At 42.9% G+C, this 25,595-nt stretch carries 24 protein-coding genes and 1 pseudogene; 14 read left to right on the top strand and 11 right to left on the bottom strand.

Going from position 1 to position 25,595, the window contains the following annotated elements; genetic code table 11:
• Positions 1-555 precede the first annotated feature (555 nt).
• From mttB to M886_RS18880, 5 genes and pseudogenes are all read left to right on the top strand, one after another.
• Positions 556-2,043 (top strand): annotated as a pseudogene (gene mttB / locus M886_RS07640) ([trimethylamine--corrinoid protein] Co-methyltransferase).
• A gap of 18 nt (positions 2,044-2,061) precedes the next feature.
• The gene (locus tag M886_RS07630) at positions 2,062-2,718 is read left to right on the top strand and encodes a methyltransferase cognate corrinoid protein (protein WP_011033979.1); all 657 of its coding nucleotides are present in this window, start codon (positions 2,062-2,064) and stop codon (positions 2,716-2,718) included.
• Between the two features lie 88 nt (positions 2,719-2,806).
• Complete coding sequence (locus tag M886_RS07625) at positions 2,807-3,850, top strand: DMT family transporter (protein WP_048039977.1); 1,044 nt, start codon at positions 2,807-2,809, stop codon at positions 3,848-3,850.
• 6 nt (positions 3,851-3,856) lie between these two features.
• Complete coding sequence (locus tag M886_RS07620; RefSeq protein WP_011033977.1) at positions 3,857-4,153, top strand: hypothetical protein; 297 nt, start codon at positions 3,857-3,859, stop codon at positions 4,151-4,153.
• 25 nt (positions 4,154-4,178) lie between these two features.
• On the top strand, positions 4,179-4,328 hold the full coding sequence (locus M886_RS18880; protein WP_167333148.1) for a hypothetical protein: 150 nt from the start codon (positions 4,179-4,181) through the stop codon (positions 4,326-4,328).
• A gap of 51 nt (positions 4,329-4,379) precedes the next feature.
• On the opposite strand, the gene M886_RS07615 is transcribed toward M886_RS18880, so the two are convergent.
• Positions 4,380-5,063 (bottom strand): DUF5591 domain-containing protein, encoded by a 684-nt coding sequence (locus tag M886_RS07615; RefSeq protein WP_048051669.1) that lies wholly within the window; start codon positions 5,061-5,063, stop codon positions 4,380-4,382.
• A gap of 415 nt (positions 5,064-5,478) precedes the next feature.
• On the opposite strand from M886_RS07615, the gene M886_RS07610 reads away from it, so the two are divergent.
• On the top strand, positions 5,479-5,889 hold the full coding sequence (locus M886_RS07610) for a helix-turn-helix domain-containing protein (protein WP_048039972.1): 411 nt from the start codon (positions 5,479-5,481) through the stop codon (positions 5,887-5,889).
• 140 nt (positions 5,890-6,029) lie between these two features.
• Here M886_RS07610 and M886_RS07605 read toward each other — a convergent pair whose 3' ends face one another.
• The 3 genes from M886_RS07605 to M886_RS07595 all read right to left on the bottom strand — a co-directional run bounded on the left by M886_RS07605 (position 6,030) and on the right by M886_RS07595 (position 8,231).
• Entirely contained in the window at positions 6,030-7,211 is a 1,182-nt protein-coding gene (locus M886_RS07605) for an aminotransferase class I/II-fold pyridoxal phosphate-dependent enzyme (RefSeq protein WP_011033973.1), read from the bottom strand.
• 80 nt (positions 7,212-7,291) lie between these two features.
• A complete protein-coding gene (locus tag M886_RS07600) occupies positions 7,292-7,783 on the bottom strand; it encodes an Lrp/AsnC family transcriptional regulator (RefSeq protein ID WP_015412276.1) in 492 nt (163 codons plus the stop codon).
• 70 nt (positions 7,784-7,853) lie between these two features.
• Positions 7,854-8,231, bottom strand: a complete 378-nt coding sequence (locus tag M886_RS07595; protein WP_048039973.1) for a 30S ribosomal protein S8e — start codon at positions 8,229-8,231, stop codon at positions 7,854-7,856.
• 531 nt (positions 8,232-8,762) lie between these two features.
• Here M886_RS07595 and M886_RS07590 point away from each other — a divergent pair.
• The 4 genes from M886_RS07590 to M886_RS07575 all read left to right on the top strand — a co-directional run bounded on the left by M886_RS07590 (position 8,763) and on the right by M886_RS07575 (position 11,779).
• The gene (locus M886_RS07590) at positions 8,763-9,089 is read left to right on the top strand and encodes a DUF6951 family protein (protein ID WP_011033970.1); all 327 of its coding nucleotides are present in this window, start codon (positions 8,763-8,765) and stop codon (positions 9,087-9,089) included.
• 281 nt (positions 9,090-9,370) lie between these two features.
• On the top strand, positions 9,371-10,057 hold the full coding sequence (locus M886_RS07585) for a DUF169 domain-containing protein (RefSeq protein ID WP_048039817.1): 687 nt from the start codon (positions 9,371-9,373) through the stop codon (positions 10,055-10,057).
• A gap of 437 nt (positions 10,058-10,494) precedes the next feature.
• Positions 10,495-11,001: an NOB1 family endonuclease gene (locus tag M886_RS07580; protein ID WP_048050974.1), complete on the top strand. Its 507-nt coding sequence runs from the start codon at positions 10,495-10,497 to the stop codon at positions 10,999-11,001.
• Between the two features lie 163 nt (positions 11,002-11,164).
• Complete coding sequence (locus tag M886_RS07575) at positions 11,165-11,779, top strand: orotate phosphoribosyltransferase-like protein (protein WP_015412274.1); 615 nt, start codon at positions 11,165-11,167, stop codon at positions 11,777-11,779.
• Positions 11,780-11,973: 194 nt separating this feature from the next.
• Here the strand turns inward: M886_RS07575 and M886_RS07570 are convergent, their stop codons facing one another.
• The gene (locus M886_RS07570) at positions 11,974-14,106 is read right to left on the bottom strand and encodes a DHH family phosphoesterase (protein WP_048050973.1); all 2,133 of its coding nucleotides are present in this window, start codon (positions 14,104-14,106) and stop codon (positions 11,974-11,976) included.
• 557 nt (positions 14,107-14,663) lie between these two features.
• On the opposite strand from M886_RS07570, the gene M886_RS07565 reads away from it, so the two are divergent.
• On the top strand, positions 14,664-15,446 hold the full coding sequence (locus M886_RS07565; protein ID WP_011033965.1) for a slipin family protein: 783 nt from the start codon (positions 14,664-14,666) through the stop codon (positions 15,444-15,446).
• Between the two features lie 60 nt (positions 15,447-15,506).
• Positions 15,507-16,811 carry an NfeD family protein gene (locus M886_RS07560; protein WP_048046697.1) on the top strand — a complete coding sequence of 435 codons (1,305 nt, stop codon included), beginning with the start codon at positions 15,507-15,509 and terminating at the stop codon, positions 16,809-16,811.
• Positions 16,812-16,866: 55 nt separating this feature from the next.
• Here the strand turns inward: M886_RS07560 and M886_RS07555 are convergent, their stop codons facing one another.
• Both M886_RS07555 and hisH read right to left on the bottom strand, forming a co-directional pair.
• Complete coding sequence (locus tag M886_RS07555) at positions 16,867-18,201, bottom strand: AIR synthase-related protein (RefSeq protein WP_048050972.1); 1,335 nt, start codon at positions 18,199-18,201, stop codon at positions 16,867-16,869.
• Between the two features lie 250 nt (positions 18,202-18,451).
• Positions 18,452-19,060 (bottom strand): imidazole glycerol phosphate synthase subunit HisH, encoded by a 609-nt coding sequence (hisH, locus tag M886_RS07550; protein ID WP_048050971.1) that lies wholly within the window; start codon positions 19,058-19,060, stop codon positions 18,452-18,454.
• A 576-nt stretch (positions 19,061-19,636) separates the two neighbouring features.
• Between hisH and M886_RS07545 the strand changes: the two genes are divergently transcribed.
• On the top strand, positions 19,637-20,119 hold the full coding sequence (locus M886_RS07545; protein WP_048050970.1) for a carboxypeptidase regulatory-like domain-containing protein: 483 nt from the start codon (positions 19,637-19,639) through the stop codon (positions 20,117-20,119).
• A 50-nt stretch (positions 20,120-20,169) separates the two neighbouring features.
• Positions 20,170-20,619, top strand: coding sequence for a hypothetical protein (locus tag M886_RS07540; RefSeq protein ID WP_048050969.1), 450 nt, complete (start codon positions 20,170-20,172; stop codon positions 20,617-20,619).
• Positions 20,620-20,845: 226 nt separating this feature from the next.
• Here the strand turns inward: M886_RS07540 and M886_RS07535 are convergent, their stop codons facing one another.
• From M886_RS07535 to hisI, 4 genes are all read right to left on the bottom strand, one after another.
• Positions 20,846-21,475, bottom strand: coding sequence for a LysE family transporter (locus M886_RS07535; RefSeq protein WP_268745876.1), 630 nt, complete (start codon positions 21,473-21,475; stop codon positions 20,846-20,848).
• Between the two features lie 528 nt (positions 21,476-22,003).
• The gene (locus M886_RS07530; protein ID WP_235203894.1) at positions 22,004-22,870 is read right to left on the bottom strand and encodes a hypothetical protein; all 867 of its coding nucleotides are present in this window, start codon (positions 22,868-22,870) and stop codon (positions 22,004-22,006) included.
• A 116-nt stretch (positions 22,871-22,986) separates the two neighbouring features.
• Positions 22,987-24,906, bottom strand: coding sequence for a PINc/VapC family ATPase (locus M886_RS07525; RefSeq protein ID WP_048050967.1), 1,920 nt, complete (start codon positions 24,904-24,906; stop codon positions 22,987-22,989).
• 209 nt (positions 24,907-25,115) lie between these two features.
• Entirely contained in the window at positions 25,116-25,478 is a 363-nt protein-coding gene (gene hisI / locus M886_RS07520; protein ID WP_011033951.1) for a phosphoribosyl-AMP cyclohydrolase, read from the bottom strand.
• Positions 25,479-25,595: the final 117 nt, after the last annotated feature.

Below are 25,595 nucleotides of genomic sequence, written 5' to 3'. Positions count from 1 at the left end.
AAGGCTAGAAAGGTAGCAAAAAGCGGAGAAAGTAGGGAGAAAAAAGAATTATCAGGAAAATATATATAGAAAAATATTCAAAATAAAATAAGCAGAATAGTATAAAATATATTGTAAAAAAGTAATCCTCGGGGGCATACCAGAAAAAAGATGATATCAAGAAGAAAGACTAAAAAATTTTCCCGGAATTAAAAAAGAAATAACTGAAGTATAAATAAGTATCAAGAAAAAAGCAGCAGAGGCACAAAAACAGATAGCTTCTGGAGCGAAAAGCGGGGAGAAGTACAGGCTTTAAGAAAATGGGGGAAAGTACTGGACTTTATTTTTTTCAGATTTTGCCTGTTTAACCGAAAACAGGAATTGAAAATCTGAAGTTTATTTTTTGATTTATTTTATGTCTATTTACATGAAAAACCTTCATTTCATGTAAAAAGTACTCTTTTCTTCATAGTCTCTGCACCCTGAATCGAAGATAAAAGAATTTGCTCTGAGTAAGACAAACTTAGCTAATGAAATGAAGCAAACCGGAAATATTCAGGAAAAAGGAGATAGAGAATGGCGCAAAATAATGCAGTTGCAGGATTCAACGCACTTAATGGCATAGAATTAAGCCTTTTTACTACCGATGAACTCAAAGCAATTCACTATGCCACAATGGAAGTTCTGATGAACCCGGGTGTTCAGGTATCGGACCCTGAAGCAAGGCAGATCTTCAAAGAAAATGGCTGTGAAGTTGACGAAAAAACCAGTATTGTAAAGATCCCCGAATATCTTGTAAGGAGAGCCCTTCAGCTTGCGCCTTCAAGGTTCGTTCTCTGGGGCAGGGACAAAAAGTACAATACTGTCCAGGAAGCAGGAGGCAAGGTACACTGGACCTGCTTCGGTACCGGTGTTAAGATGTGCAAGTACCAGGACGGAAAATACGTAACTGTTGACTCCGTGGAACAGGACATTGCAGACATCGCAAAGCTCTGCGACTGGGCAGAAAATATCGATTACTTCTCACTTCCGGTATCCGCAAGGGACTGGGCTGGGAAGGGAGCTCAGGACGTCCATGAAACCCTTACCCCTATAGCAAATACTGCAAAACACTACCACCACATTGACCCTGTAGGGGAACATGTCGATTACTACCGGGAAATTGTAAAAGCCTATTACGGCGGCGATGAAGAAGAAGCAAGGAAAAAGCCTATCTTTTCCATGCTGCTCTGCCCTACCAGCCCGCTTGAACTCAGCGTCAATGCCTGCCAGGTCATAATCAGGGGTGCACGCTTCGGAATGCCTGTGAATGTCCTGAGCATGGCAATGTCAGGCGGATCGTCCCCTGTGTACCTTGCAGGGACCCTTGTGACCCACAATGCCGAAGTCCTTTCAGGAATTGTTCTTGCCCAGCTGACAGTGCCCGGAGCTAAAGTCTGGTACGGAAGCTCAACAACCACTTTTGACCTGAAGAAAGGCACTGCCCCTGTAGGATCTCCAGAACTCGGCTTGATAAGTGCTGCTGTAGCAAAACTTGCCCAGTTCTATGGCCTGCCTTCCTATGTTGCAGGCACCTAGTCTGATGCCAAGATCCCGGACAACCAGGCAGGACACGAAAAGACAATGACATGTCTCCTCCCGGCGCTTGCCGGAGCAAATACCATCTACGGAGCCGGGATGCTTGAGCTTGGGATGACTTTCTCAATGGAACAGCTCGTCATTGACAACGACATTATCAAAATGGTTAAGAAAGCAATGCAGGGAATTCCAGTTTCCCCTGAAACCCTTGCAGTCGAATCTATCCAGAAAGTAGGAATAGGAAACAATTTCCTCGCCCTTAAGCAGACAAGGATGCTTGTAGATTACCCGTCAAGTCCCATGCTCATCGACAGGCGCATGTTCGGAGACTGGGCAGCATCCGGGTCAAAAGACCTTGCAGCCGTGGCAAACGAAAAGGTCCAGGATATCCTGAAAAACCATCAGGTGCCACCAGTAGATGCGGATATCCTCAAGGACATGCAGGCGATTGTGGATAAAGCTGACAGAGCATTCAAAGAGGGATAAGAGCAGGGAGGAGTAAAAATGGCAGGCAAAGAAGAAATTATAGCAAAGGCAAAAAATTCGATTACCGAGTTTGATGAAGAACTTGCAGCAGAAGTCGCAGAGGAAGCCCTTGCCGCAGGGGTTGACCCTGTAGAGCTGATTGAGAAGGGCTTCACTGCAGGCATGGAAGAAGTCGGCGAACAGTTTGGACAGGGAGCCCTTTTCCTTCCGCATGTACTTGCAGCTGCTGAAGCCATGAAGGCCGGCATAGAAGTTATCACGCCGGAAATGGAGAAGCGCAAGTCTCAGACCAAAAACCTGGGAACGGTCATTATAGGGACTATCGAAGGTGACATCCACTCCATCGGAAAAGACATTGTGGCTTCCATGCTGAACATTGCCGGTTTCAAGGTTGTGGATCTTGGAAGAGACGTTGCAATTAAGACTTTTGTAGAAAAGGTGAAGGAGCTCAAACCTCAGGTTGTTGCATCCTCTGCACTTATGACTACCACAATGGTTAACCAGATACAGATAGAGGAACAGCTCAAAGAAGCAGGTGTCCGCGACCAGGTGAAAACCATGGTAGGGGGTGCTCCTGTAACCCAGGACTGGGCAGATAAGATCGGTGCAGATATCTACGGTGAAAGCGCCAACGATGCAGTCGCCAAGGTAAAAGCAGCTCTGAAGGTCGGATAATCGGAAGAGCGGGCAGTCCCGGGGGCAAAAATAAACCAGAAAGTCCCCCGGCACACCTGCCTGATACTCTAACAAAGGAGGAGTGGGCATAGATCTGAAAGCTTTGAAAGAACAGGAAAACAGAAGAAGGGTCAGTAAAGGGTATATGTGGGCTCTTTTCTGTGCTGTGTTCTGGGGGATCTGGTATCTTCCGGGAACTGTAATATGGGTGCTTAATCCTTTTGACGAAATGTTCGGAGCAATTGCTGAAACAAATGGAGATGGGGTTTCTCTCGTTGTTACCGCAGCTCTGATAACCGCGTTTAATGCCCTGACTGTTATGCTTGCACTTATGCTCTGGAATGGAGTGCTGCAAAAATTCGGCGAACTTTCGAGAACACTCAGGGAGTTCAGTCCCTGTTCCAAGTGGTTTTTCCTTGCCTCGGTTTTCGGAGGACCTATAGCAATTCTCGGGTCTTTTATGGCTATGGGGTTCATAGGGGGAGCATTTGCAGCTGTCGCAGCTCTTCTTTACCCGGTCATAGGGTCCATACTTGCTTACTACTGGTACGGAGAGAAAATCACGAAAAGGGCTGCAGCAGGGATTATTATCATAATTATAGGCGGAATTACGATCTTCGGAGGCGGCCTGATTACCGAACTTGGGACAGGTAATGTCCCCTGGATAGGATATCTTGGCGGCCTTATGGCAGCAGTCGGCTGGGGAATTGAAGGGGCTATCGCAGGCAAAGGACTTGATATTTCAGAACCGGATGTAGGCCTGACCCTTCGATTCCTTGGAGAAAATATCATCTGGTGGATCATTATTGTGCCTATTCTGGCGATTGTCGGTTTTCCAATGTATACCTATGCGCTTCAGGCTTTTGAACCCATGGCACTTCTTGTCCTGATCTTTGCAGGAATCACCTTCGGATTCTGTTATGTTTCGTGGTATAAGTCTTTCCCGCTGATAGGAGTAGGAAGAGGACAGGGAATCGGAAACCTCTACGGGTTTTTTGCGGTTATTTTCATTTTTCTGTTCTTCGGTGATGTACCCCAGTGGACAATTCTCCTTGGAGGGACTCTCTGCATCATAGGAAGTTTCGTAATGTTCACTGAAGAAGCTGCAGAAATCGAAACCCTGAGGGGATGATAAGATATGGGGAAAAACCGCCCGATAAAGTTCAGGATTCTGGAACTCTTTCTGGATGGAGAAGAACACTGGAACTATGAAATTGTTTCAAAGATCCAGGAAGAATATAACATGCAGGGAAATTACGGCAGGGACAGCATCAACTTTGATATTATCGAACTTGCTTCAGGCGGAATGCTCAGGGACCTGGAACAGAGAGTTGATGAAGAAGGGATCTATAAAAAAGGGTTCCTGCTGCATAAGTACGTAATTACGGATTTCGGAAAGGTTCGCGGATCAGACGCCTGCGTAAGGTACGTGTAAGGAGAAAAAAGGAGGGAAGAAAAAGATGGTACAATCTGCAGCTGCCATGGAAGCTTACAATGCATACTGGGAGAATTCCTTCATCCCGGGAGCGGATATAATGTGGATGGTTCTTATCCTGGTCCTTTCGGTTATCGCTCTCTGGCAGGCAAGAACCTTTGTCTCGAAGTTCTGAATAGAGAGCGAAAAAGGAGAGGAGGAACGTAGAAAAAACTAAGTTACCAGGTTACAGAATATACCAGTCGGTATCGTCCACCGAGAGGTCTTCCTTCAAGCCTACTTCCCTTCCGGGAAGCCCGAAGGCGTCGGTAATTGCATCGGAAAGGTCCTGAAGGTACTCTCTGGACGAGAGGCTGTTGTAAATGAAAGATTTACCGGGCTGAATCATCTTCTGAATTGTGGCTTCCCTGGGGACGATATCAACCTTTACATCAACCATTTCCAGGGCTTGTTCCATTGCAGTCCGGAAATCCCCGATACAGTAGGCTATCCTGTGCCTGTAGTTATTCCTTGTCTTTTCAAGATAGGCGGCAATTCTTTCACTTTCTATTTTGATGAAGTCTCTCTTGATCTTTGTCACATTGCATTTGCCCATCATGAAAGTATAATTCATAAACGGGTACTGTGTATCAAGTTCCCTTGGAGCGATTCCACAGGTCCCGAAGGTAACTATGTGTACATCTTCAGGCTTTAAAATTCCGAAGATTATCCGGTCAAATTTTTTATGGGACGGGCTTTCATGGTAAGGCTTTCTCTTGGCGCAGGGAACAAAAATACATACCTCCCTGTAAGGGGCTTCATACTCATTAATAACCCAGTCGTTGGCTTTTATCATATCAGGATGGTAAATTATTCTCTCGGTATCAAGAGGCTCTTTAGAACGTTCGTCTTCAGGGATAATGGGCTGCATAAACCTCGAACTTATTGAGTCAGGAAATGATATATAAAATTTCCCGACCAGAAACCCTTGAATTAACGTTTTAAAAATGACCATGAAGGTATGATGAAATATTAGCAGATATTGCCTGACAAAAATAATAACATCAGGAGCGAGAAACAAGTTTATAAATAGATTCACTGATATTGGTAATTAAATAACACTAAAAGGGAATAACAAATAGTAAAAGGGTATAAAAAACGCTTAGAGGGAATAATACAATAAAGGACATGCTTTTAAAAGCAGATTTGGAGACTGGAAAAAGATTTTCTGTTTTGTGAGCTCCCTCAACCCATATCTGTGCATTGTATGAAAATGCTGGCCGGTCCCATAAAACAGTAATAAATTCTAAAATAAAAAGGACGAATTTTCCTTAAATAGTGGTTTTATGACAAATTCCATTCATGAAATGATCAGAGCAAGCTTCAAGTGCGAGGACATGGTAAAATGTGTGCTCGGTTTGAAGTCGCTCGACATCGAGGCATATAAGGCTCTGCTTGTGCATGGACCCCAGACAGCAGAAAAGCTGGGAGAGATTCTTAACAGAGAAAGGAGCACTGCATACCGTTCTCTTCAGAACCTCATAGCCTGTGGAATTGTTTACAGAGAAACAAGGTCCATCGAAAGCGGGGGGTACTATTACGAATATGTAGCCATCGAACCTCAGGAAATGAAGCAGATGGTTAAGAAAAACGTTGATGAATGGTACAATCAGATGAACGAGCTGATTGAAAAAATGGATGATAAAGTAAACGCCCTGGTTACACGATTGGAAGATGATGAGGCTAAACAGAAATAATAAAGTTGAATATAAAAATGCAATAAAAAGATTAGAAAGTAATTAAAAATAAGAAAGTAGTTAAAGATCAGAATTAAGGAAAAATGTAGAAACCAGCAGAAAAGAATAAGAAAAATGTAGACCGAAAAATTCGGCAATACTCACTGTTTTAATCCGTCTACAAAATCTCCCATTCTCTCGATTGCTTTTTTAATGTCATCAAGAGATGCTGCATATGCACAGCGCAGGAAACCTTCACCCGCTTCTCCAAAGACATCTCCCGGGATAGTAACAATTTTCTTTTCATTCAGCAGGCGCTCTGCAAAGTCAGAAGAGGAAAGCCCTGTATCTCCTATGTAAGGGAAGGCATAAAAAGCTCCTTTAGGGTTACAGCATTCAAGCCCTATCCTATTAAAACCATTTACAATAAAGTGCCTGCGCCGGTCATATTCCCTGACCATCCTCTCCATCTCTCCTTTACCATTGCGGAGAGCCTCAATTGCCCCTACCTGCGCGGTTATGGGGGCACAGAGCATGCAGTACTGGTGGATCATCATCATAGAATGAATGATATCCGGAGCTCCCATAGCAAAACCGAGTCTTAATCCCGTCATGGCATAAGCCTTGGAAAAGCCGTTCAGCATAACGGTACGGTCTTTCATGCCTTCAAGGGAAGAGAATGGTACATGGGTACCTTCATAGGTGAGGCACTCATAAACCTCGTCGGAAATTAAAAATAAGTCATTCTCAACAACGAGGTCTGCGATATCCTCCATTCCTTCCTTTTGCATAATTGCGCCTGTAGGGTTGTTGGGGAAATTGAGGACTATTGCCTTTGTTTTGCTGGTGATTGCAGGTTCAAGAACTTCTGCAGTAAGGCTGAAATCATCGTCCCTGTGTGTGGAAACAATAACAGGCTTGCCTCCTGCCATAATCACTGAAGGGACATACGCTACATAAGAGGGCTGAACCACAATTACCTCATCTCCGGGGTTTACCACTGCCCGGATTGCTATATCAAGGGCTTCGCTTACTCCTGTAGTGATAAGAATTTCGGATTCCGGATTATAGTCCAGTCCATAGCGCCTGTAATAGGTCCTTGTAAGTTCGTCTCTGAGTTCCGGAAGCCCGGAGTTTGAGGTATATGAAGTCTGCCCTTTTTCAAGTGAGTGGATGCACATCTCACGGATATGCCAGGGAGTGATGAAATCAGGCTCTCCCACACCAAGGGAGATAATGTCCTCAAGTCCGGAAACCAGGTCAAAAAAACGGCGTATTCCTGATGGGGGGATACTCTTTACAGCTTCCGCAATGAATTTTGAAGGATCGCATGGAGGTCTCAAGCAAACACCTCTATAAAAAATTATTTAAATCAGATGTAAAGTAAAACGGGATAAAAGGGTAGGGATTAAGCAGTTTCGCATTAAAACGAAACCGGGAGCCTCTGAATTGACTCCGGTTCATGAAGGATTACCCCGTCTTCTTTATAGGTCTTCAGCACGAAATGCGTGGACGTACTCTGGACCTGGTCAAGAGTGGCGATTTTTTCTGCCACAAAAAAGGCCACATCCTTCATTGACTTCCCCCTGACGGTAAGGGAGATGTCGTAGTCCCCGGACAGAAGCCTGACAGACCTTACTTCCGGGAATTTATAAATCCTTTCTGCAATTGCCTGATAGCCCTGGTTACGCTCGAGAGTGACCTTCAACTCAATTACGGCGTAAACATAATTTTCCCCAACCAGGTCCCAGTCAACTATGGTCTTGTAGTGCCGGATAACTCCTGTTTCTTCAAGCTTTGCGATCGTCTGGGAAACTTCCTGTGCAGACATTCCTGTCAGGGTCGCGATTTCTTCAGGACTTGTTCGAGCATCGTTTTCAAGGATTTCCAGTATATGTTGAATCATTTCATCCATATTGACCACCGGCACAAAGTTTGGAAAGAATAGGCACAGAACCCCGGTCTGGGGTCAGGGCTCTCTTCAATTATTCGATTAATACAGCGTTTATAACTCCATCCTGCCCGGGTCTGCTTGTAACTCTGGCAGTTCCCACGGGAGTCCTTATAACGGAACCTTTTGTCAGAATATTACGCCTGACATAGTGCTTGTTAGCGGTATTGTCAATTACTGTCTCGATTGTTGCAGTAACTGTTTTTCCGTCTTTTGGGTTGGTAATGTTTGCAACATTGGACTGGAGAAGTCTTACTTTCCTGTTACCACCCATGGTGTGAACTTTCTTTCTCTTTACATCGCTGATACGGGTCTCCGCAGATTCGCGGCCCATTTCAAACTTGCGCTTTCCGCGGGCAGCAATAATCTTCCCGCCGGTAGCCTTTCTTCTGGAGCTGCCTTGCCATCTCATTATTAAAACCTCATTATTTTATTGAAATATAAGTATAGACTTTTATTCAACGTTATTTTCATTGTTATTCTGCCGATATTTGACGTAACTTTGAATGATCCGGATAGTGAATATCCTGTAATCCTGGTGATCCTTGTCTGGTGATCTTATCAGGGCATAAGCATACCTTTCAGTAGCTTAATTGCTCTGCTAATATATTAATGTATTAACAGGAGTACTTTAATTAGCATATTTGCTATGGAGTAAGCAATACGAATAGAATTGTATATGAACTTTGCGATCATACCGCCATAGAAATACGAACTTCCGTACAGATCCTCAATACAGGTAACCTGGCTCAAAAGTAGCATCCTAAGCCTATAAAGTTATCGGATTAAAAAAGAAACAAAATGCACAGAAAAACATATATGCAGAATTAAATAAAAAATAACAGGAAAAGAGATTCAGGTACAGGAAAGGAAGAAACTCTCAGATTCTGCACTAAAAAGCTTTTTAGTCTCCGGATAACTATTCAATAAACGAGGATAAATAATGGTCACTGAAATTTCACTCAATACTATATGCGGACATACAACAAAAATAATCGCTACAAAAGAAGGAAAAAACACCCATATACATATTAAAACCACCTGTGAAAAACTTAGAAAATGGGGCACAAAATTCGATATGGGCACAAAAGACCTCATGGGAGGACCCGATACAGTTCTCGCCCGGAAATCAGCTGAAAATCCTCTTACTCCCACATGCCTTGTCCCGGCTGCCGTGATGAACGCCTGCTGGCTCGAAAACGGCATGATCTCTAAAAACCTTGCCAGAGGAATGGGAAAAATGGAAATTATTTTTGACAAACTTGAGTGAAGATAACTCAATGAATGAATTCCAGTTTTTACTCCTTTTAAGATAATGAGCAGTACGGGACAGAAAAAGGGAATTATGGAAACTGGATAAAAAATTAAGAGTACTGCGAAAAAATCCTTTAGAAATCATAACTAGAGAATATTTATATTGAATTCGGTTATGTATAATTTAGTCAAAACTGAGCAAAAACAGATAGGTAAAAAAGAGAAGATACATATAAAAAATAATATTAACAAAAATATTAAAAACAATATTAACAAAATAGCGGCTAGAGTGATAAAATGGAATTAAAAGAAATCAACAATTATGGACAGGAAATAATCAATTGCCTTAAACTTGAAACATCCCCTGTTGCAGTGAAACTGATCCCTAAAGGAGAAAAAGTTCCGGAAGGGATCAAAAAAGCTGAGGAAGCCATGAGACACTGCCAGTTCGTTGACCGTGTAAGGAGGACCGGAGAAGCGTTATACACCGGGTGGGATGATCAGTTATGCAAAGGAGGCGCGGCAGTCATGGGTCTTGGAGCGCTTCCCCCAAAAGTCGCAAGTGGAGAATTCTACTATAAAGGTTTAAAACAGTTCAGCACCCAGGAAGCCGCAAAGCGCACTATTGATATGGTGCCAACCCTTGCCCCTCACTCTACAGAAGCTATCCTGTATTCGCCCCTTGAGAAAACCACATTCATTCCGGACCTTGTACTGGTGATCTGCAATCCCAGGCAGGTAATGCTGCTAACTCAGGCTTACATGTACAAAGAAGGGGGAAGGCTTGAAGTCAGTTTCGCGGGCAAACAGAGCCTCTGTTCCGACGGTGTGGTTCAGGCTAAAGAAGGTAAAATGGCAGTAACAGTAGGCTGTAGCGGCAGCAGACTTTATACAGATATTGCAGACGAAGAAATGACAATAGGTATCCCAATTGATCTTCTTCCCGACATCGCAGCCGGCCTCAAGGCAATCTGCCCCGAATAAATATAAAACCCGAATCCTTATTTATGATATAAATTCCTCCATATATATCCCTTAAAGGGGTGAATTACAACCAGATATGAGATCGCGACATGACCTGTTTGCTATTTCATATTTGATAACTATTTTTCTCGCCTCTACTATCGCACTAATCTCAGAACAACACCGAGAACAATACGTATTGAGGAAGTCAACCTCTTTTTGAACTTCAGTTTGAATATAAACCTGTTATTCTGGTTATCTTTTAAAGAGAACTATAAAAATTGCAAAAGTTCTATTAGACAATAAAATTAATTAGAACTACAGTAAGTTCTGATTGAGTTTAGATCATTATATAACTTTTAAAGTAGTCCTCTTGAGCGAGCGAAAAGGACCTCGTGCTCCCGAAGCGAAACTCGGGAGACAATGAATTATATACTAACAGAGAAAAGAGAAAGAAAATGACCTCTTACATAGCAGACTCGGCAGTCTTTATAATGGGAAACTGCGGCGTGGACAGTTCGCTGCTTATTACTGTCCCTTCGGTTGCGGACGAATTGAAGAGCAGGGATTCCATGCTCCGTTTTGACCTTGCAAAAGAGGAAGGGTTAAGGGTAGAATGGCCAGAACCGGAAATGGTAAAAGAGGTTCGGAAAAAAGCTGAACAGACGCGGGACTCCGAGGAACTTTCAAAAACAGACCTGGAAATTCTTGCAAAAGCTTTTGAACACAGGGAGACAGCTGTACTGCTCACGGATGATTACGCGGTCCAGAATGTTGCCGTGCAGCTCGGGATTCAGGTTAAACCTATAGCCCAGAAAAAGATAAAAGATGTTCTTATCTGGCAAAAGCAGTGTACTGGCTGTAAAAAAACCTTTGATAAGGGAGATGAATGCCCTATTTGCGGATCACCCCTGAAAAAAAAGAGAAAAAGAAAACTTAAAGGCAAAGGTTACCAGGAAAGCTGAAGAAAAAGATATAACGCTTGATAGTCTAATAATGTTTTTAACTGAGAAAAGATATACTTGAATAAAGTTTTTCGGGCAGTAATTCCAGGCAGTATTCATAAGAAGAACTGCAAAATCGGCCGGAAATACAGCCAGATAAAAAATTTCAGGTGGGAATGGAGGCATGAAGAATATAGAAGATCTCATTCAGAAAGCTGTGGAACTTCAGAACAACGGGCTTGGAACTGGCCAGATTGCCGATGAGCTTAATGTATCAAGAGAAACAGTAACATGGCTTTTAACCCGTTCGAAAAAAGAAGTCTCATCCCCTGCTCCAAAAGACATATCCGTAAACTGGAGCAGCATAGGAAAGAGCGCTACACGGCTTCACTACATTTCGCTTGCACTCTGTGACATGGTGATTGAGACGCTGGAAAAAACAAACACCGAGGTGGATGTGGTAGTTGGTGTTGCAGCGAGTGGAATTCCACTGGCGAGCATGATGGCAAATGAGTTGGGAGTAGATTTTGCCCTTTACCATTCCCGTAAAGGGCAGGACATGGTCCAGCCAGGCCAGAAAGGCACCATCAGCAGGAACTTCGGAAGCGTTGCAGGCAAAAACTGTGTAATCGTTGACGATGTAATTACCACAGGTTCGACCACAATGGAAGTAATCGAGCAGCTGCGCGAAATGGACGCAAAACCCAGAGCAGTGGTGGTTCTTGTGGACAAGAAAGGTGCGGATACAATCGCCAATGTTCCTATCCAGTCCCTTGTAAGGATAGTGCGCGTGGACTGAAAAGACAGAAAAGATAAAACAGAAGCAATTTTTTACTGGAGAGCCTTTCCAAGGAAGGGTTTTTCCAGAACTTACATTTATTTTATACTTGCTTTTTTATTTACATCTGCCACACTTCTTAATGTGGCCTTTTTTGTTTTTACTGTCAAAAGAGATGAGAAAGATAAAGATTAACAGGTTGTTGAAAAGGCCTGTTAATACACAACTTCCGCAGATGCGATCTTTTCTGCGAGCCTTGAGAGCACTTCGGTTCTCATCCCTTCGACAAACTTGATACTCCCGACAACAAGGTGTCCACCTCCGTTTACTCCGGCTCCTTTTATGTCTTCACGGAGTTCCCTCACAATCTTTGGGATATTCATGAGCACGCCTTTTGAACGGATGACAGCAAAGTCAGGCCCGTAACCGATAGTGACAACAGGCTTATCCGGGTACTTTTTGGTGAGCACGTCATGAACTTCACCCGAAGTCTTGCCTGGAGGCGGGAAAGTAAACTTCTGGGCATAGTTTTCGACATCTATTACATTCATAATAGCTCCATTAGACAGCTTCTGGGACTTGACATTGAAGAGGCAGGTCTCAAGCTGTTCTTTTATCATAGCGTTTGCCTGTTCACAGAGCAGAGAGACAAGGTTTTTATGGATGGTATGGTCGCCAAGGTCCAGGATATCGTCAATAAGGCCTTTTCCGCTGCTGAATTTAAGCCAGAACTGCTCATAATCCAGAGCCAGAGCCATTTCTTTTAACTCCTCAAGGGTATATCGGTCCGAGACAAGAGATATGTATCTTTCAGCCTCAGGAGCTTCAGAACGGTCTCCAACTGCGGAAACAGCAGGAAGGTGCTTTATCGTATCACTGATATTCGGGTTGATCATACGGGCGACCTCGGCACACAGCATGCCTGCAGTAACTCCGAAATCTCCTCCTACATGGGCAGGGTTGACATGCCCTATAAGGTACTGGTCAACGATGTCGTCAGGGTGGTGGTGGTCAATCACAAGCATGTCGATGCCATAGACATTCGCCTGCCGCATTGCGGGCACGTCTTCTTCAGTGGAGCCGTTGTCTACCTGGATAACAAGAGGCATCTTTTGCCCGTGCCTGGCATAATCTTCAAGAGCAAAGGAAATGTCTCTTGTCACATCGGCAAGTTCATAAAAAGGAGCTTTTGATGGGGCGCGTTTATAGAAATAATATTCTGCATCCGACCCGCCAATTTCTGTAATAAGGGGAAGAATTGCCCGCTCAATGGCGATTGCAGAAGTGATCCCATCCGCATCAGCATGGTGCCTGAGAAGAATAGGTGTTGAATGAAGGATTGCCTTTTTGATCTCTTTTGCGACATGGAGCATTCTAGGCCTGAGCTTTTCCAGAATTTCGCTTTCGATCAGGAAAGGAATATCAGCAGGTGCTGCTTTCTCGTCTATTACCTTCTCAACCCTGGTCTTGACAGCAGTCTCTTTTTCTCCGGTCAGCAGTTTCATGCTCATGACTTCGATCTGGACCTGCTCGTCCCTTGGAGTCACTTCCCCTGTAATCGACACGATCATCCCCACATCGATATGAGGGTAAGAACGCTTCCCTGCGCTTTCAAAAGCGGCACACGGGATAAAGCCACCTTCATCGCTTATGGTGAAGATTGTCGGCCCGCTGGTCTGTTTTACCTGAATAACCTCTCCCTCGATTCTTATGAGCCTGCCTTTCATGCTGGTGTCAATCTGGGAGGAGTCCTTAAGCGGGAGTTCTTTTTCAAGTTCTATGGTTTCGTATTTTGCAAGAGTTTTGGGGATAAGGTCCAGTTTTCCTCCGGCTTTAATGCTTTTTACGAGGACAATTACAGCATCCCCTACTTCAGGCTGGACCCCGACATTGCTGGAATGCATAAGCCCTCTCACATGAGGATTTAAATCCACGAAGACTCCAAAAGAAGCAATACTGCTCACTATGCCGTGATACAATTTGCCTGCTTCAACATCTTTAAGGTCACAGGACTCGTCCAGAGCATATACATGCTGGGAACGTGCACAGGTACTGCAAATTTCGTCTTCTGCATCCTCCGGGTTATGAATCCTTGCTCCACAAACCTTGCAGGTATAGATTTTTCCAAGCCCTTCACAGGCTTCACAGGGTCTGGTAATTTCGATACTTCCCTTGCCTTTGCATTTTTCACATACTGCGCCATTTTTCAAAAAACTGTCAATATCTTTTTCTGAAATTTTCATGAAATCAACTGATTTTGACTTGCCTTTCCCCTTACAAAGAGGGCAGACCTCAGTTGAGATAACTTCATAGCCACGCCCGTGGCAGTCTGGACATTCTTTACTCATTAATATCAACACCAGTGGTCCTTCCGAACCTGCGTTTTCTTAATTTTACACTTATTTGGAATTCAAATCCTGCCTGAATTCCATGTACTCATTATATTCTGTGCCGACCCTCAGCCTCTGGTAACTGTAAGGTCTTCCCCCGGTCCGAAATTAGCGCCTGCAGATTCATTCTCAGTCCGAATATGTCCTGTATTTCAGATCAATATCTTGTATATGCAAGATATAAGTATTTGTTATCGTTCTATTCTGTATAGCTTATACAGATACCCAGAACTTACAGGCTTTTGAGGTTGTTTCTGTCACTTTAAGGTGAATTACATAATTAAAGACAGTGACTTCACTCTTAAAGACAATGACTTCACTCCATTGAAAATAGGAACGAAATCTGGTGTGAGGACTTATATAGCTTCACAGATATTTTAGGTAGACGACAGAATGTAAAATTTTTAACCTAGAACTGTTTATTTTATGTAAATTTTCATAAATTTCTCAAACGAAGAACACTTAACTATTATTAAGTTCAATCTTAAGATTAATGGATAGGAGGGAATAAAACTATGGTTGATTTCATTGGTGAATTAACGCTTCCTGTATTAATAGTTGTAATATTAATACTCTCACAATCCATAAAAATGGTTAATGAGTACGAACGCGTTGTCATATTCAGGCTTGGCCGCCTTAGTGGGGTAAAAGGACCGGGTATATTTTTAATCATTCCTATTATTGATAAAGCCATAAAAATTGACCTTAGAGTCATTGCGATTGATGTTCCCAAACAGGCAGTCATCACAAGGGATAATGTTACAGTTGAAGTGGATGCGGTTGTCTATTATAAAGTAGTCGAGCCAGGGGCTGCAATTACCCAGGTCGAAAACTACATGTTTGCAACTTCAACTCTTTCCCAGACCACTCTCAGGGACGTGCTGGGCCAGATGGAGCTCGATGAGCTGCTATCGGAAAGGGAAAATATCAACAAACAGATTCAGGAACTGCTGGATGCTTACACTGACCCCTGGGGGATCAAGGTTACAGGTGTGACTATCCGGGATGTATCCCTGCCTGAAACAATGAAAAGGGCAATTGCAAAACAGGCTGAAGCCGAAAGGGAAAAACGTGCAAGGATCATCCTTGCAGAAGGAGAGTTCCAGGCTGCAGAAAGAATGAAAGATGCTGCAACCCTTTACCAGGGAGTTCCAACTGCTATCAAGTTAAGAGAACTTCAGACGCTTGCTGAGATTGCCAGGGAGAAAAACCTCATTGTGGTTACAGAATCCAAGTCCCCTGACACCGGAAACATAGCCGCCCTTTCTAAGGCTATATCCGAAAAGAAAGAACTGTAAAAATGTATTAAAATTGAAAAAAATTATAAAGGATTGTAAAGGCTAGAAAGGACCAGAATTATGAAAATGAAAAAGGCCTTCCATCCTCTCTTTATTTTATTTTTTTGCATCACTCTCACAGCTTCTTTTATGCTTTCTGCAGAGGGAGCAACTGAAAACAGAGTGCTTGTGCTTGAAATAGCCGAATCTATTACTCCAGCATCCGATAATTTAATAGCTGACGCAATAGAAATAGCTGAAAACGGGAACTATGAGGCTTTCGTGATTACTCTGGATACTCCGGGCGGAGGGCTGGAAGAGACCCAGATAATCATAAAAGCAATTGAGAATACGACAGTTCCTGTTATCGGGTTTGTGCCGGAGAGCGGAAAAGCCTGGTCTGCAGGAACCCTCATCCTTATGGGGACCGATATTGCTGCAATGGCTCCCTATACAGTAATAGGATCAGCACAGCCAGTGAAGATGTCTGCAGAGGGGACAGTGCCTGTAGAAGACGATAAAATCATAAATGCCCTCGTTAAATTCTCTGTTGAAACCGCAAGAAAACACGGGAGAAATGAAACTTTTGCAGAAGAAGTGATTACCAAAAACCGGAACCTGAACGATGAAGAAGCCCTGGAATATGGGGTAATCGAGTACAGAGCTTCTTCTATTCCTGACCTCATGGCTCAGGTAGATGGAGAAAATGTAAAAGGCAGGAATCTGCAAACTGCAAATGCAGAGATTGAAACCTACGAACCTCCCTTTCATCTACTCTTTCTGAAGATTATTTCAAACCCTATCCTTTCTTCCCTTCTGCTGACAATAGGGCTTTATGGGATTATCTTCGGGATCTCAAACCCGGGTGCCGGAGCAGAAATTTTGGGGATTATTGCTATCGTTCTCGGGCTGATAGGTACAGGGTTTGATATCAATATAGCAGCGTTTTTCCTTATCCTTGTAGGGGCAGGGCTCCTTATTTTAGAACTTAATTCTCCGGGATTTGGAATTTTCGGGCTTGCAGGGCTCATCAGCCTGGTAATAGGCAGCCTCTTCCTCGTGCCTCTGGGGGAAAAGAATATCTATACACCTGAGTTCACAAGATTGCTGGTTCTGGCAATTGTTACTCCAACAGTCGTTATTGGGCTGTTTCTGGTATATGCGGTATACAAAGTGGCGGAGATCAGGAAAAAGAAACCTGTTATTGGAACTATAATAGGAGATACTGCCCGGACAATAGACGCAGTAAGCCCTGAGAAAGCCGGATTTGTCCGGTATAAGGGAGAGTACTGGAAAGCCAGGTCAGAAGAAGAGATAGAAGTTGATCAGGAAGTGGAAATTATTGGAAAAGAAAGGGAAGTGCTGGTAGTAAAAAGAAAAGTATAAACCTCCCTTTCTCTTCTGCTTTTCTTTATACAGAGTTGTGTTTCCTTATTTCAGCTTAATCTTTTCTCTTGTTCTTTATTTTCTCAAGAACCCTGTATTTTTTATTTATAGCCTCCTCAGCTGCCCTGTCAATTGCATCCCTCATTTCTTCAAAGTCTCTCGGATTCTCTTCCCCGTGAACCTTTTTAACAGGAGTATAGGCTGACTCCCTGAACCTGGGTGCAAAGTCCCGGACTTCTCCATTAACAATAATTTCAGCCCCGCTTCCTTCTTCAACATGGCCTATGATGTCAATCTCAACCCCGGCAGCGCGAACTGTTTCAAGAATTTCACCGGCATATTCCGGAGGGGCAATGACCAGCAGGGCATCAAGAGAAACACCAAGATAATCGATTTTAAGAAGCTCAAGCATGGAGAGCACCTTGGGGTCTACAAGAGCCCGCATTTTTTCTTCTTCAAAGACCATTTTTACACCTGCGGTCTTTGAGATCTCTCTGGCATCCCCACGAATTCCTCCATTGGTAACATCGGTCATGGAGTGGACTTTTTTATACAGGCCGGACTGCAGAAGGGCTTCACAGGCTTCAAGAAAACGGATGTTTATGGTCTCTTCCACGACGTCATGCATATCGTAATAAAGTGCAGTTGTAGAAATCGTTCCTCCTCCTGCGCCTTCAGTCATAAGGATGAGGTCTCCCGGCCTTGTCCTGTTTCGTGAGGTAAGGGAGGAAGTAACACCAACCGCTCCGACGCCTCCTGTCATTCTTTCTCCTATGACCATATCCCCGCCTATACGGAGAGTGCTCCCGGTAATAAGAGGAATTCCGGTAAGTTCCGAGACCGTGGTTATCCCTGCAATATGATCAAATATTTTTGCAACGTCCCCATCGTCTGCAACGTGGATGTCTGAAAGCATTGCAAGGGGACGTGCTCCCATTGAATATACATCACGCAGGGCTGCTCTGGCTACATGAAAACCTGATAGGAAAGGGAAGTCACTCAGGCGGGAATGTATGCCATCAATTGTAACCACAAGGTATTCATCCCCTATTTTCACAACGCCGGAGTCATCAAGCTGGGAACTGTCAACCACAGCGCCCGTATTGCCTATAACCTCTCCAAGCTTGGAATGAACGTAAAAGTCCCCTGTTCCTCTTGAGCCTACACCGAACTCTCCCATAGCAACTCCTGAAATAGTGGGGGTTAATACATCTCCTTCGGTATGAAGAGTGGCTTTTGCTTCGCAGATAACTGCAGCTGCAATCTCATGAGCCCTTTTTGAGCTTATGCTTTTGATTTCAAGTATTCTTGAAGCAAGCTGTTCTTCAAGTCCGGTTTCATTTGAAGGGTCTTTTTTAAGAGCCCGTTTTGCATAGCCTTCTATATCCATAACAACCATCCTCTCGCAGATACTGTCTCTGCTTTACAGGGAGCAGGACAGGATAATTTGGAATTAAAGTATCGGTTTTCTGTTTAATTTCAATTGAATCCTGATCAGTTATAATTGAATCCTGATCAGTTATAATTGAATTTTGATCAATACAAAATGCCCAAAACCCAGACATAAAAGTTTAAAAAATGATAAATAAATGTTCAGCCGCAAAGACAAAGCAAGCCAGTAGATTTATAGTTTAAAATATTCAGCACATTTCAACGAAGTTTCTCAAAATCTTTAATCCGGTGGCTCCGCTTTTTTCAGGGTGGAACTGTGTACCCATAACATTTCCTTTTGAGTTTACAACTGAAGCCGCATATTCAAGCCCATATTCGCATGATGCAAGGGTGTTTTCTGCAGACGTATCCACATAGTACGAGTGTACGAAATATACAAAAGAACCGTCGGGAATACCTTTAAACAGAGGGTGGTCCTGTTTGACCCTTATGTTATTCCAGCCCATTTGAGGAACTTTCAGTTCAGATTTCGGGAATCGAAGCACCCTGCCCTGAATGAGGTCAAGCCCGTCTGTCAGCCTGCCTTCTTCGGAAGAGCTCATCAAAACCTGCTGCCCCAGGCATATTCCAAGCATTGGCTTTCCCGATTCTGCAAATTCGGCTATGGTCTTTTTGAGAGGGACCAGACACTTCATTGCATCTATAAAAGCACCGACTCCTGGGAGAATAATACCATCTGCTGCCAGGATCTCTTCAGGATTCCCGGAGATTGTGGGACTTGCTCCAGCGTGTTCAAGCCCTTTTTGAACACTTCTGAGATTTCCAAGCCCGTAATCGATAATCACGATTCTTTTCATAGCTCTAACAAACAAAGTTAAGATAGATTAAGCTTACGAACAAAGAATTTTAGAAAGGTAAGAAAAATCAGGAAATAAGAATCAAAGAAAAATAGAAAATATACCTGAAAAATATAAAAGTAAACATTTCAGGTCAGTATCTATCTGCAGAAATGTTACAGGTCCTTTTCTCCTGTTCAAAAATCACCTTGTACTTGCCGCAGCGAACGCATTTATAACGTTTTTCGAGCGCAGTTGGCAAACAGCAGAGCGCTCCGCTTTTTCGTTTCCAGTCGTGCAGTCCTAGAAGACATAAAAAATTTTGTCTATGGTCCGATTCACTTGGCTCATCAGAACATTCTTGAGTCAAAAACCTCTTTCCCTCGCTAGATTCAGTAAGGTTGTTTTGCAGTATTAAGGAGTTTTATGCATAAAAGTGCTATATAAGTATATACTTATTAAGGACAAAAATAACCAGAAATTTCATTAAAAAATGAACTTTGTCAACATATCGAAAAGTTATAAATAGAAAGATAGAATATTGATAGAATGTTGTAAAGTTGAAAAGTTCTCAGAACTAAAGTGAGGGGGGAAATAATGGGAATTCAACTATTCAGACATAATGAAAAAGCAATGGAATTACCGATTAACATCGTTGTGATGCTCGTTGTGGCAATGGTCGCTCTTGCAACCCTTATTTCGATAATACCGATTCCTACAAAGGAAATGTCAGTTTTTGTGGAAAGCACAGGACCTGCGCCAGGAAACCTTCAGACAGGGAATTCAATAATAGTAAGTTCTACAACTGCGCAAAACCCGTTCACAGTATCATCAGAAGTAAGAGTCACTGATAAAGACGGAAACCCGGTTAGAAATGCAAACGTCATCCTTAAAGGACTTGGTGGTGTGGCATCAAACACAACTGACATTAACGGGGCTACTGTTTTGACAACGCCTGCAGGTGCGCTTGTGAGGCTTGACCCGAACCAGAATGAAGGTACAATGGACCTGAAAATCATAGCAGACGGTTTCTATGACTATGAGAAAAAAGATGCAATCATGATAGTAAAAACTCGCTAATAATTAACTTGCTAACAAGCCTGATAAAATAAAATATGGAGAAACCGCATATGCTGCCGGAAAACCTGAAAACGAACGAAACAGGAACCATTGGGCTTCCTATAAGGATTGTAGTTCTTTCGATCGTCGGGTTTATCGGGTTCTGTGCGATTCTCTCAGCCCTTTCATCTGCTCCAGAACCTCCGGAATCCATGTATGCAACATCAAATATAAGCACACTTTCACTCAATTCCGGAGGAACAGGATCAAACATTACATTTCAAATAAACGTGCTTGACAGGCAAAACAGGGGAGTTGCAGAAGCAAATGTAATTGTCTGGAGTCCAGACAGAAAAAAAGCCTGTTCAGGAGTTACGGATTCTAACGGAAATGTAATAATAACGGTTTCCGATCCGGAACTGCCTCCCGGAAAAGCCGAAGGGTATATTTCAATAAAAGCGATGAGAAGCGGATACATAGATCTCGATGAAGCGTATTTCGTAAAGGTAAAAAGAAGTTAAAATTCCTGATTGATTAAGTAAAGTTGATTGATTAAGTAAAATTGATCGATTAAGTAAAATTTCTGATTCAGCAAAAATTTAGAAAAAAGACAGGACTTAAAAAACAGCATTTCTTAATGCTAACAGCCTTTTTTCAGTACATAATTCGTTTCACAGACGGAATATCTCACACTCTGCAACTTAATATGCCTGATTTTTAACATACCTGTTTTTAACCTGAAAATAATCATTGCAGGACACTATTGTTGTTAATCATAAACCACATGCCAATGAATGACATAAATCCTCCGCACAGGTATACCAGCTTCTGGTGTGTGGGCTGTGAAATTATTTCCGTTCCTCTGGAAAAAGAGGACGAAACGGTTAGAAGAAAACCAAAGTCTGCTATCCAGTGCCCGATAATAAATGCTAGGACTGAAAGGATGCCTGCCAGATATTCCTGAAGAATAATTGCACTTCCTGCTGTCAACCACCAGGCAACAAAGAAAGGATTCAACGCTGAAGTTATAATTCCTGCTGAGACCGTGCTCGAAAAAGGGTTTAAGGCTGAGGTTATGATCCCTGAAGACATGGAACCAGAGGAAAGGTTCAGGCTGCTGGCCGAAATAGAGACATCCATTGTGGAGGCTTCTTTTGCTTTTTTAATCATTAGAAGCCCGAATGCTACCATTACAAAGCCGCCTACAATAGACAGATAAGAGATAATTGACTGCCTGAGAAAAGATGACGCGCCTATGAGAATAAGCATGAACAAAATACATTCCACAAGGGCGTGCCCCATGAAAATCGAAGGCCCTGCTCTCCAGCCTTTATGAAAAGACGCACCTATCGTTGCAAACATCATGGGCCCAGGAATAATGGCTGCAGATATGCCTACAGTGAAGCCGAAAACAAGAGCTTTGATTAATTCGATTATAGTCCCACCCGGAATGGATCTTAAAATATAAATGTAGAAAGTTATTATATAAAAATGTTTTGAGACTGATAAAAAAATAGAATTTACATCATCAGCCTGAAAAAGAATCTGTTCTCCCTAAGTGGATAACCTGAAAACTAATTTATATATATATATATATATACCTGAATATTTGATTATTTACCTGAATATTTATTTATCTGTTAGATTATTTGTTCAGTTATTTGTTCAGTTATTTATTCAGTTATTTATTCAGCTATTTATTCAGTTATTTGTTCAGTTATTTATTCAGCTATTTATTCAGTTATTTGTTCAGTTATTTATTTGTTTTTTTCTTGTTTGCTTGTTTGCTTGTTTATTTATCCAGTTATTTATTTCATATATTCCGAGGTCTATTTACCGATTTATTAACCTATTTATCCGTTAATCACCGGAAGAGGTAATTGATGTCCGTAATCTGTTTTCAAATTAATGCATCAGGGACTTTTGTTCCCGATTGACCATGGAAAACTTTAAAATTACAGCCCCTGCCATAATTACCGCAAGCCCGATTGAGAAGTAAGGCGACCTTATTATATCCCATCGGCCGGACAGGATAAGAATCCCTGTAAGAAAAAGGACTGAAGACCCGGCGATTCCTGAGATTTCTACCGGGACTTTTATGGAACCCAGTGTAAACCTGTCCCTATTTTCAAGGAATTCAATACGTGATTCGAGTTTTCGTATATATTCTTCCGAAGCATTTTCCTGGCTTTTCATATTCTGGATCTCGCCCTCAAGTCTTTTAACCTCGGGATCAAGGTTTTCATGCACAAAACCGGAAAGTTCGGATATGGCAGCCTGTAAAGTATGAAGGCTTTCAGAGAGGCTTGAAAAAAGAGTACTTATTTCTTTTATTCTGTAAACGACTCCTGAGACTTCGGATGAGCTATCAAGTGAAATCATGGAAGCTTCCGAAGATTCTGAAGAAGGGAGTGCAGAACTGAAGGCAAAATTCGAAGTGCTCTCCTGTGTTATTAACGGAGCAGAATCTGAAAGTAAAGAACTGCCCTGATGAGAAAAAGGAGCTTCAGGAGAAATAGAAGGACCCAGCGGAGTAATCGAAGTGCCGGCTACGAGCTTTGCAGAAGTTACTTCCTGAAAAGAGTCTGAAGAAACTCCTGGATGAGCTTTTGCAGCCTGTAAATTTTGAGGCGTTTCAAGAGATAGACGGCGTTCAATTGCCCTCAGCCGCTTTTCAAAACTTCTGATATTCTGGTCAAAGACTTCTATTCTTCCCTGCAGATCTTCCCTTATCTCGGGCTCTGCCTGATATGCTTTACTCAATAGAACCATAACCCCCAAAAAATTTCTATTATGAAATCACATGCAAACTGTATATAAATTTTTTGATGATTGGACAAAAAGTAGAAAAATATAATTAAAAAAGAAAAAAATATTAAACGGAAAGATTAGATGGGTCTTACCTCAACAAAATCTCCGCTGTCCTGAGCTCCCATAATTTCCAGTGCAAGATCCGAGTTCATCCTGAGTTTCACATCTCCATGCCTGCTTACAGTTGCACTGAAAAGATATTCATCTTCAATAAAGATCTCAACATCCATTCCTGAAAGCTCGGGGACTCCCAGAATAAGGTGTTTTTTTGTCCTTTCAATGACCGGGTGAACAGGAGAAGCAGGAGCAATTTTTTCAGGCGTAGCTTCCCTGGCTTTCCCCGGAAAAGCTTTGCGCTCTCCGCGCTTCGGGCCCTTTGTACTTTTTGGAGCTTCAGCTTCGATCTCCCTGACATCGATATGGAGCCCTAGTATATTTTCGATCCTATCAATGACGTTCCCGCCTTTGCCTATAACCTTTCTCATGTCCTCATTGAATACTTTTACAATTGCACTATCGTCGGAGGTCACTTCAACTTCAACTGGACCTGTCGCATACCTGCTGATGACGTTCCTTATCTCTTCTTCTGCAAGCTTCCAGGCAGGTTTTCTGCTTTCCCGTGAAGAGCCGATTGGCATGACCACGACCTGTTCTCCATACGTATAAATCTCATATTCGACCTTTCCTGTTTCAAAATCAGCAATGGTGATTACCGGCCTTGCAAGATCCTGCTCGGTCATCCCGTGAGGCACCTTAACCGTAAAGGCGAGCACCAGGACTTTTGCAACTTCTCCTTTATCGATGAAGATTACAGTGTCAACTACCTGCGGGATCACACCAAGTTCAACCCGTCCTATGAGACGCTGGATCGCATCGACCGCACGTGTCGCATGCACCACCCCTATCATTCCGACTCCAGCAAGCCGCATGTCCGCAAAGATCAGAAAATCCCCGGTTTTTCGGACTTCGTCATAAATAGTGTAGTCCGGCCTGACAAGGAGCAAAAGATCTGCAGTATCTTCCATCCTTCCATTCAGAGGAGAGTACTGAGTGATCTCAGCAGGCACCTGCAGGTCTCTTGGAGATTCCATGGTCTTGACAACCTGCCCGTGATCATTCAGGTAACGTGCAACTCCGGCAGCAAAAGTGGACTTGCCGGCTCCTGGTGGCCCGGCAATAAGGATCCCACGCTGGCTTATTATGCGCTCTTTCAACTTATCGCTCAGGCGGTAATGCTCAAGGTCAACAACAACAGTAGGCCTTACAACAGTTATCTCCATATCATCGGAAAAAGGCGGATGTGCAATTGCAATCCTCATATTTCGGATCTGCAGGACAGTAGCCCCGCTTGAAGACATCTCTATGAAAGATTCAGGGTCAAGCCTGGCTCTTTCGATAAGCTCTTTTGAAATGCTGGAAAGCTCCTGGGAACTTGCAGGTTCCTCCCTGATCCGCACATATCTCACCTGTCCGACGGGACCTTTTTTAGCCATGGGAGAAACCCCGTTTTTAAGGTGTACGGACATTGTGTCATCAGTAAAGAAGTGCTCGACTTTAAGGGGACCGAATTCTGAAGGGTCCTGAACTTTGGGATGCATGTACTCAACATCAAGTCCCTTTGCCCTGGCTATAAGAGACTGCACGCGGTCTTCGCTAACAAAAAGCCCTCCTTCGTCAAGAGCTGTCTGCCGGATAAGGGCATCCACTCTTCCTTCTCTGGAAAGCTTAATTTCCTCAAGGCTTGGCTGAACCCCGCTAAACTTAAGTTGAATATCTCCCCTGTCTGCCAGCTTGCGAAGCTCAGAAAGTTCTTCAAGCCCTTTGAAACCTATTTCTCTGCCCTTATTCGCCTGAGCTTCAAGTTCCGATACAACAGCTTCGGGAATGATAATTTCAGCACTCCCAAACTCACCACTTTTAATTCTGGAAGAAAGCCTCCCGTCAATAATCACGCTTGTATCCGGAATGATTCTCCATATCCGCTTCTCATCAGCCATATAAATGGATATAGAGCCAGAAAGTATATAATAAAACTTCTGCTGCTTTTTTTCGGATGAGTGAAGTTAAAAAAGCATAATTGATAAAAAACAAAGTTTTAAAAGATCCTGTAATAAAAAAGAATAAAATAGGGATGAAGAGGAGCAAAATATAACATAATAATTTGATTAATTATGATTTGAGAAAATCTCTCTTGATAAATTGAGGTTCAGTAAACATCCTCAGGCTCAAACACCTTTTCACCCACAACCTCTCCGTCAAGATTTCGATAGAAGCAGGACCTGTATCCCATATGGCAGGCCCCTCCAACCTGTTCCACGAGCAGGAGAACGGAATCCATGTCACAATCAATCCTGATTTCCTTTACTTTTTGCAGGTGCCCGGATGTTTCACCTTTTTTCCATAATTTTTGCCGGCTGCGGCTCCAGAAGTGAGCAATTCCTGTTTCTACGGTTTTTTCGAGGGCTTCCCGATTCATGTAAGCACACATCAGAACCTCTTTGCTGGCCCGGTCCTGAACTATGCCAATAATCAAGCCGTTTTCATATTTAAGGTTACCAAAGTCAATCATGTGAGAGAAATTGCCAAACTAGTATAAAAAAGGAGAAGGATAAGACCTGCCTCTAGAAAGAATAAAATCAGGAAATAGGAGTGTCCACTATTACAGAAAAAATGTATTTATAGAAAA

The sequence above is a fragment of the Methanosarcina soligelidi genome, from assembly GCF_000744315.1.
GTDB classification, from domain to species: Archaea; Halobacteriota; Methanosarcinia; order Methanosarcinales; family Methanosarcinaceae; genus Methanosarcina; species Methanosarcina mazei.
Note: the sequence above shows the minus strand (reverse complement) of the source record. Positions and strands in the feature narration are given on the sequence as shown.